This window comes from Cobetia sp. LC6 (genome assembly GCF_030264805.1).
Classification (GTDB): domain Bacteria; phylum Pseudomonadota; class Gammaproteobacteria; order Pseudomonadales; family Halomonadaceae; genus Cobetia.
On the sequence record NZ_JASSPL010000019.1, the window covers coordinates 45409 to 53198 of the forward strand.

A 7790-nucleotide genomic window follows, 5' to 3' on the forward strand; every position below is an offset into this window, starting at 1 on the left:
GAGTGCGGAGCGCGATGTCTGGATCATGGGGCTTGATATCACGTCAGGTTCGCGCCACTTCATGACAGATGCGTCACAGTCCCCGTACAGTGAGATGACAGTCGCCCACGTGGACCGCGGCCGATGCGCCTCGGCACAGAGATCATCCGCGTACGAACAGGCAGCGCGACTGCCACGCCAAGGAGAGAGCGAATGTTTGCGATAGCCGTCGAGAATGAATCACTGGTCTGGCAGGAAACCGAGGCCCCGCACGGGATTGCCTCGGATGAGGTGCGTATCGAAGTAGCCTGGGCCGGCGTCAATCGCGCCGATCTGATGCAGCGTGCCGGCCAATATCCGCCCCCCGAAGGCGCCAGTCAGATTCTGGGACTGGAAGTCAGCGGCACCATTCGTGAGGTTGGCCGCCACGTCGAGCGCTTCAAGGTCGGTGATCCGGTCTGTGCGCTGCTGTCCGGTGGCGGCTATGCCGAGGAGGTGGTCGTCAATGCCCTGCAGGTGTTGCCAGTGCCGGAGGGCTATAGCCTGAGAGACGCCGCCGCCCTGCCGGAGATGTTCGCCACCGCCTGGCTGAACCTGTTCATCGAGGGCAATCTCAAGCACAAGGAGCGCGTACTGCTGCACGCAGGTGCCAGCGGTATCGGTACTACCGCCATCCAGCTTTGCGGGCTGTTCGGGCATCCGTGCTTCGTGACCGTCGGCAGCCAGGAGAAGCTGGAGACCTGCCTGCGCCTCGGCGCGGATGCCGGCTGGAACCGCCACGATGGCAGCTTCGTCGAGGCCGTGAACGACTGGGGCGGTGCCGACATGATTCTCGACCCGGTAGGCGGCGGTTATCTGGCCGACAATCAGCAGGTGCTGAAGCAGGACGGCCGCATGGTGTTGATCGGCCTGATGGGCGGGCGCATGGATGAGCTGGATCTGGGCCGCATGCTGATGAAGCGTCAGCGCCTGATCGGCTCGACCCTGCGTTCGCGCTCTCCCGATGGCAAGGGCATGGTGCTGGATGCGCTCTACGTGCATGTGTGGCCACGCCTGGCGCGGGGTGAGCTGCGCCCGCATATCGACAAGAGCTGGCCGATCCAGGAAGCCGATGCCGCGCATGCCTATGTGCAGGACAACGCCAGCACCGGCAAGGTGCTGCTGGCGGTGACAGGCGCCTGAGCCTCATCATGGCGCTGATGACATCCGCAGCATGAAAAAACGGCAGTATAAAAAAGCGGCAACCCGTTGGGCTGCCGCTTTTTTGGCTTTATTGGCACGATCTCGTGCTTGCAGCTCCGCCTGACAACTTCTGACCTGACAACACCCGGCTTGACTGCAGTGTCGCTAATGCCGCCAGGCGTAGACCCCGAGGCGCCTCGCGCAGGCTTATTCGCTGCGCCCGATCGACTGGGCCTTCTGCCAGGTAAGTTGCAACAGGCGGGCGTCGTCTCCGGCGCGATGGCGCTGGATGCCACCCTCGGCGATCACCGCTTCCTTGAGCTCCGCCCAGCAATTCAGCTGCTCCTCATCGAGCAGCCGTCTGAGCGCCTCGAGACGGAAGCGCGGCAACATGCCGGCATGATAGAACAACAGCGAGAGCCAGGTATTGTCGTAGCCCCAGCTGTCGCTGTAGGCGATTCCGGCCTCACCCAGCTCATCATTGACCCACTGCGCCACCTCGCGCACTGGCCGCCCTTCGCGTGCCAGCCGTGCCCGTGAGATGCCGTGCAACAGCTCCGCCTTGGGGTCCCAATGCACCCACTCATCAAGAGGCTGTATCAGGAAGGCGCAACTGCTGCCGTCGGCACGCGCCAGCCCGATCTCGATCGGATAGCTACCACGGCCAAAGCCGGAGGCTTCAATATCGAGCAGAATAGGCAGCGTCACACGAATCTCCCAAGGTATCTCAGGCAGACAGGGCCCGGGCGAGAAGAGGTTGAATGTCCTCAGGTTACGGGAATTGCCCCCTGCTTGGCGAGTCCTGAACACGACGCTGTCAACGCAGACATCAGGTCGATCTGCTCCATCACGCAGGCATAACGTTCAAGAGACGCGCCCGGGAAGGCCAGAGACGACAACGCCCTCACGAAGAGGGCGTTGTCAGTGGCAGCGAGGGCAGTACAGCAGCTGGTGCATCCGATCAGTACATCAGCTCAGTGCAGGTCTGCCTCACCACCCGTGCGGGCGTGGGCTTCCCACTGCTCGGCCTTGTGCGGGCAGACCGCCAGGCCAAGGGAACCTTCACGATAGGCTCGCGCCAGGCGCTGGGCCGCGAGAGCATGGCGGCACTCGGCCGCACGCGCGTACCAGGTCACGGCCTTGGCCGGATCGCTCTGATACTGGGCACAGCCATACTCATAGATACGCGCCGCCTGATACTGGGCATGCACGTCACCGGCCTGCGCGGCCTTGATGACGAAACGCGCGCCCTTGGCCTTTTCCTGAGCGGAGTTGCCGCGCTGGAACAGCATGTGCCCGTACAATGACAACGCACCGGTGTGACCGGCGTTGGCGCAGTGATTGAACAGACGCATGGTCAGACGATGCTTCTGCTGAGAGCCGGACAGCCAGGAGGCGTGGAACAGACGCTCCGCCAGGCGGTATTTCAGTCCAGTCATCAGGGTTGGGGCCTGCGGCATGACGAGTAACCTTGATACAGAATAAGAGGGGTGACGCCGTGTCCTGGCCCGATCCTGAGCCCGCGACGCTATTCTCCTTGCCAACACTGTCAGTTTGCCCTTGCGGGCGGCCTAGAAAGACTGCTCCCCTGACAGCGGGGCGCCAAGCATACTCGCGCAATCGGGGGGACTCAAGCCCGCCTTGTGGGTTTTTGTTACGCTGCTAATATGTGCGCCATCCTTGGGATAAAGTACGCGCGCGAACCACGCGCCACGCGCGTGCTGGAAGCACTCGTCCTGCCCGCTACATTGACACCTACCCGATAGGGGAATCCTGCATGCAACGTAGAGCTCTTGGCCGTACTGGCATCGACGTCAGTCTGCTATGCCTTGGCACCATGACCTTCGGCGAGCAGAACAGCAAAGCCGATGCCCACCAGCAGCTGGACCGCGCGCTCGACGCTGGCATCGACTTCATCGATACCGCCGAGATGTACCCGGTGCCCCCGAATGGCGAGACCCAGGGCCGTACCGAGGAATACATCGGCAGCTGGCTGGCGGCACGCGGCAATCGTGATCAGGTCAAGATCGCCACCAAGGTCACCGGCCCGGGCATGGATTACCTGCGCGGTGGTTCACGCCTGACGCGTGAGCAGATCATCGCCGCCTGTGACGACAACCTGCGTCGTCTGGGCACCGATTACATCGATCTCTATCAGCTGCATTGGCCGGACCGCAAGACCAACTTCTTCGGCAAGCTGGGCTACCAGCCGACCGAAGATGAAGACATGACGCCGCTGGAGGAAAGCCTGTCAGCCCTCGGCGAGCTGGTCACCGCCGGCAAGATCCGCGCCGTGGGCCTGTCCAACGAGACGCCGTGGGGCGTGATGCAGTGCCTGAACCTGGCCGAGCGTCTGAATCTGCCGCGCGTGGCCAGCGTCCAGAACCCGTACAACCTGGTCAACCGCAGCTTCGAAGTGGGCCTGGCCGAGTTTGCGCACCGTGAAGATGTCGGCCTGCTGGCCTACTCGCCGCTGGCCTTCGGCACCCTGTCCGGCAAGTATCTGGACGGTGCCCGTCCACAAGGCGCTCGCCTGACGCTGTTCGAGCGTTTCCAGCGCTACAACGCCGAGCCGGCTCAGCACGTCATCGCCTGCTACGTGGACATCGCCCGCCGTCACGGCCTGAATCCGGCCCAGATGGCCCTTGCCTTCGTCAACACTCGTCCGTTCCTGACCAGCAACATCATCGGTGCCACGACGATGACCCAGCTGGAAAGCAACATCAAAAGCCTCGAGGTGGAGCTGAGCGAAGAAGTGCTGGCCGAGATCGAGATGATCCACAACACCGCGCCCAACCCGTGTCCCTGAATCACCTCTGACCCGTAGCGGATACACACCCCCCGACAGGCCGGCCATCATGACCGGCCTGCTCGTGACCAAGGACCCCTCATGAATCTCGCTGAATTGAGCATGATCCTCATGGCTGTCGCCGCCGGTGCCATGATGCCGATTCAAGCTGGCGTCAACTCCACACTGGCCCTGCAGACTCACAGCTCGCTCATGGCTGCCATGGTCAGCTTCGTGGTCGGCTCGATCGCGCTCGTCGTCATCGTGCTGGCCATGCGCCTGCCCATGCCGGGCGTCGGCGCCCTCAAGGCGGCCCCCTGGTGGAGCTGGACCGGCGGTCTGTTGGGTGCCTTCTTCGTCGCGGCCAGCGTGATACTGGTCCCCAAGCTGGGCGCTGCCACCATGATGGCCACCTTCCTGGCGGGGCAGCTGACGGCCTCGGTAGTGCTGGACCACTTCGGCTGGGCGACCTTCCCGCAGCATGATCTTTCGCTGGGGCGCGTGGCAGGCGTCCTGCTGCTGTTCGCGGGGGTCTTCCTGATCCGCCGCTATTGATGCCTCTGGCGTCACGCAGTGCAATCTATGGCCCCGATAGTCCTGACGGACTCGGGGCCATCTTGTCTGCCTGATATACTGAGACCTTTCCCTGCCTGGAGGTCTACATGCTGAGTGTGATTTCGCCCGCCAAATCGCTGGATTTCGACAGCGCCCCCGTGACCTCCCGTCATAGCCAACCCGATTTTCTCGAGCAGGCTCAACCACTGATCGACATCCTGCGCGAGCAGTCGCCGCAGGACATCGCAAGCCTGATGAAGCTCTCCGACAAGCTGGCCGGCCTCAATGCCGCTCGCTTCCAGGAATGGCAGCCGCCCTTCACGCCGGAGAATGCCAAGCAGGCAGTACTGGCCTTCCAGGGGGATGTCTATCAGGGCATGGCGGCAGAGACGTTCAGCGAGGAAGACTTCGAACGCGCACAACACAAGCTGCGCATTCTCTCCGGCCTCTATGGACTGCTGCGCCCGCTGGATCTTATCCAGCCATACCGCCTCGAGATGGGGACGCGTCTGAGCAATCCAGCCGGCAAGGATCTGTATGCCTACTGGCGCAAGACACTGACACCGGCACTGGAACAGGCCGTCGAAGAGAGTGGCACACCGATACTGGTCAACCTGGCCTCCAATGAATACTTCAAGGCCATCGATGCCAAGGCGTTCCGCCATCGCATCGTGACGCCGGTCTTCAAGGACGAGAAGAATGGCCAGTCCAAGATCATCAGCTTCTACGCCAAGCGTGCACGCGGCCTGATGAGCGCCTGGATGCTCAAGCACGATATCGAGACAGCCGAAGACCTCAAGGACTTCGACGTAGCCGGTTACCGCTTCTCCAATGCCGCCTCCGAGGTCGATACGCTGGTCTTCACGCGCAGTGAGGCCGACGCGGCACGCGCCTGATACGTGATGGCAGGCACTTCACGCCTCACCCCCCCAGCCCCGGGAAAGTCAGGTGTTCCGCGGCGCGCGGTTTGAAGTAACGGCGATGAATATCGCCGAACAGGACGTGGTCTGCACACCCAAGCCATTCATACGCCACCATCTCGGCACTGACGATACTGGCGCCCGCGGCCTCGCAGCGGGCCACTCCCAGCGCCGCCTCCCGCGGGCGGCGACTGGCGATCCCATCGGCGACCAACGCCACTCGATAGCCTGCGCCGCATAGGGACAGCACGGTCTGCATCACACAGACATGCGCCTCGGCACCACACACCACCAACTGGTCACAGCCACTCTGCTCCAATGCCTTGCAAAAGTCCTGCGCATCCAGCGCACTGAAACTGCGCTTGGTGAAGCAGCGTGTGCGTTCGCTCAACAGGTGCGCCATCGGGGCACTTGCGCCTAGCTTGTCGGGGCAATGCTCGGTCAGCCAGACGGGAATTTCCAGCGCCTGGGCGATTCCGCCCAGCCAGATGGCACTGTTGATGGCTTCGGTTCCGCCATTCAGAACCGGCATCAGGCGAGCCTGGAAATCGATCAGCAACAACAATGATCGCCTCGCCATCAGATGTTGAGACTTTTCGTCGTCCATTGGTCCTCCCACGACGATTCTAAGGCTAGAATGGAGCTTCCACTTACACGCTAGCGCATCCAAGGAGATCCCACATGCGCCATCTGTTCATCATGCTGATGGTCGGCTTGCTCGGCTTCGGTCTGAGCGTCGAACACGCAGAGGCCAAGCGCCTCGGCGGCGGCAAGAGTTTCGGTAGCTACTCACGCTCCGCTGACAGCGGAAAATCCTCCAGCTCACTGTTCGGCAGCAACAAGGCCACCAACAGCAGCACTGCAGCGAAGTCCAAGCCCTCCAGCGGCTTGTCCAAGTTTGCCGGGCCTATGGCAGGCCTGCTGGCAGGCGGTTTGCTGGCATCGCTGTTCTTCGGCGGCGCCTTCGATGGTCTGCGCATGACAGACTTCCTGATCATCGCGGTGATCGCCTTCATTGCCTTCAAGTTCCTCAGCGCGCGCAAGAAGGCCGCCATGGCGAGCGGCGGGCCGGCAGGTAGCGGTGGTGGTACCTCTACACGCCACGATGACCAGCCCCGCAATGTGCAGGCGCGTGAAGCGCATCAACCGCAAGGCGAGTCGCTGGCTCCTGCCGGTGGTATCGGGGCAGGCCTGACAGGCGGCGCCCCGATCAGCGAACCGGCCTGGTTCGACAAGGAGCAGTTCCTCGGCGGTGCTAAGGAACACTTCATGACCCTGCAGCGCGCCTGGGACAACAATGACCTGCCGCGCATTCAGGAGTACGTCACGCCAGAGCTCTACAATCTGCTGCGTGAAGAGCGCGCTCAGCAACCGGCCAACAACCGTACCGAGATCGTGCGTCTGTTTGCTGAACTGGGCAGCGTGCAGGAGATTGGCAAGCAGGCGGAAGCAACGGTCCTGTTCCACGGCGTGCTGGATGAAAATGGCGAGCAGAACGAGTTCAACGAGACTTGGCACCTGGTCCGTGAGCTGCGCGATGGCGCCGACTGGCACATCCAGGGCATCGAGCAGAACAGCTAAGACGCTCCTCTCACTGACATGACCTTCATTCCGTGAGGGCCACATCAGATGCCAAGGCGGCCGGATGATCACTCATCCGGCCGCTTTTTTTGTGTCTCGCTGCAGAAGATCACCGGAGGCTTCGCAACAGTTCGCCGAAGACCACAAAGGCACCGCCCCGAATGGCAGGCATAAAAAAACCGGCCACTGGGGAAGTGACCGGCGGATAGGCTGCTCGACTGCAAGGCAGGAGCGCCAGATCGCAAAAAGTCTGCTGATGGGATAGCACAGACAAGTTTCTAAGCAAGGGAACGTCGAAACTCACATACTCAGAGTCGCCAATAGCGCTTTAGTTCAGCCTGATCGCATAAAACATGCGCAACACTGAGGTGCAGAACCCGCGACGCCTGATCAGCTCCCACCATCAGCCAGCTGTACCCAGGATTCCAGCAAGAGTTGCCTGCCCCTGGAAACTCTTCATGCTCGACAAGCCCTTGTGGGTAATTCAGGTGCCACTCCCATGTTCCGGTTGTCCACAGGCGGATCCCTGCGCGCTTCCCTTCATCAGCAGGACTGGTTGCGCTTCTACGCTCTGTCACATACTGAACCGCCCCTGCAGCAAGGCGGCAGGGTCGGTGTGGGACAAGTACCTGAGAAGCTTTTCATGACTGCCCCTGGTACGGGCTTCTCATGAGGTGGCCATCCATGGGCTTCCTGCGCGCCACTTTTCCTGAGCACAAAGAGAACCGCCCCTGCAGCAAGGCTACAGGGGCGGTTCAGTATAAGTGCCTGACGATGACCTACTC

8 protein-coding genes are annotated in these 7790 nt (G+C 61.9%); 5 read left to right on the forward strand and 3 right to left on the reverse strand.

What is annotated here, in order from left to right; translation table 11 throughout:
• Nucleotides 1–192 precede the first annotated feature (192 nt).
• Nucleotides 193–1161, forward strand: a complete 969-nt coding sequence (locus QQF40_RS16510) for an NAD(P)H-quinone oxidoreductase (protein ID WP_043336555.1) — start codon at nucleotides 193–195, stop codon at nucleotides 1159–1161.
• Nucleotides 1162–1368: 207 nt separating this feature from the next.
• Here the strand turns inward: QQF40_RS16510 and QQF40_RS16515 are convergent, their stop codons facing one another.
• Nucleotides 1369–1869 carry a 3'-5' exonuclease gene (locus QQF40_RS16515; RefSeq protein ID WP_043336558.1) on the reverse strand — a complete coding sequence of 167 codons (501 nt, stop codon included), beginning with the start codon at nucleotides 1867–1869 and terminating at the stop codon, nucleotides 1369–1371.
• A gap of 266 nt (nucleotides 1870–2135) precedes the next feature.
• Nucleotides 2136–2621, reverse strand: coding sequence for a tetratricopeptide repeat protein (locus tag QQF40_RS16520; RefSeq protein WP_043336560.1), 486 nt, complete (start codon nucleotides 2619–2621; stop codon nucleotides 2136–2138).
• 317 nt (nucleotides 2622–2938) lie between these two features.
• Here QQF40_RS16520 and QQF40_RS16525 point away from each other — a divergent pair, with 317 nt between their 5' ends.
• From QQF40_RS16525 to yaaA, 3 genes are all read left to right on the forward strand, one after another.
• Nucleotides 2939–3970 (forward strand): NADP(H)-dependent aldo-keto reductase, encoded by a 1032-nt coding sequence (locus QQF40_RS16525; RefSeq protein WP_285461966.1) that lies wholly within the window; start codon nucleotides 2939–2941, stop codon nucleotides 3968–3970.
• A gap of 81 nt (nucleotides 3971–4051) precedes the next feature.
• Nucleotides 4052–4504, forward strand: a complete 453-nt coding sequence (locus tag QQF40_RS16530) for a DMT family transporter (RefSeq protein WP_175090767.1) — start codon at nucleotides 4052–4054, stop codon at nucleotides 4502–4504.
• Between the two features lie 107 nt (nucleotides 4505–4611).
• Nucleotides 4612–5400: a peroxide stress protein YaaA gene (gene yaaA / locus QQF40_RS16535; RefSeq protein WP_285461967.1), complete on the forward strand. Its 789-nt coding sequence runs from the start codon at nucleotides 4612–4614 to the stop codon at nucleotides 5398–5400.
• 25 nt (nucleotides 5401–5425) lie between these two features.
• On the opposite strand, the gene QQF40_RS16540 is transcribed toward yaaA, so the two are convergent.
• Nucleotides 5426–6031 carry an isochorismatase family protein gene (locus tag QQF40_RS16540; RefSeq protein ID WP_285461968.1) on the reverse strand — a complete coding sequence of 202 codons (606 nt, stop codon included), beginning with the start codon at nucleotides 6029–6031 and terminating at the stop codon, nucleotides 5426–5428.
• A gap of 74 nt (nucleotides 6032–6105) precedes the next feature.
• Between QQF40_RS16540 and QQF40_RS16545 the strand changes: the two genes are divergently transcribed.
• Nucleotides 6106–7005, forward strand: a complete 900-nt coding sequence (locus tag QQF40_RS16545; protein WP_285461969.1) for a Tim44 domain-containing protein — start codon at nucleotides 6106–6108, stop codon at nucleotides 7003–7005.
• The last annotated feature ends 785 nt before the right edge of the window (nucleotides 7006–7790 follow it).

Coding starts and splice junctions, on each gene's coding strand:
- QQF40_RS16510 (WP_043336555.1), top strand. CDS start 193: ATGTTTGCGATAGCCGTCGAGAATGAATCACTGGTCTGGCAGGAAACC.
- QQF40_RS16520 (WP_043336560.1), bottom strand. CDS start 2,621: ATGCCGCAGGCCCCAACCCTGATGACTGGACTGAAATACCGCCTGGCG.
- QQF40_RS16525 (WP_285461966.1), top strand. CDS start 2,939: ATGCAACGTAGAGCTCTTGGCCGTACTGGCATCGACGTCAGTCTGCTA.
- QQF40_RS16530 (WP_175090767.1), top strand. CDS start 4,052: ATGAATCTCGCTGAATTGAGCATGATCCTCATGGCTGTCGCCGCCGGT.
- yaaA (WP_285461967.1), top strand. CDS start 4,612: ATGCTGAGTGTGATTTCGCCCGCCAAATCGCTGGATTTCGACAGCGCC.
- QQF40_RS16540 (WP_285461968.1), bottom strand. CDS start 6,031: ATGGACGACGAAAAGTCTCAACATCTGATGGCGAGGCGATCATTGTTG.
- QQF40_RS16545 (WP_285461969.1), top strand. CDS start 6,106: ATGCGCCATCTGTTCATCATGCTGATGGTCGGCTTGCTCGGCTTCGGT.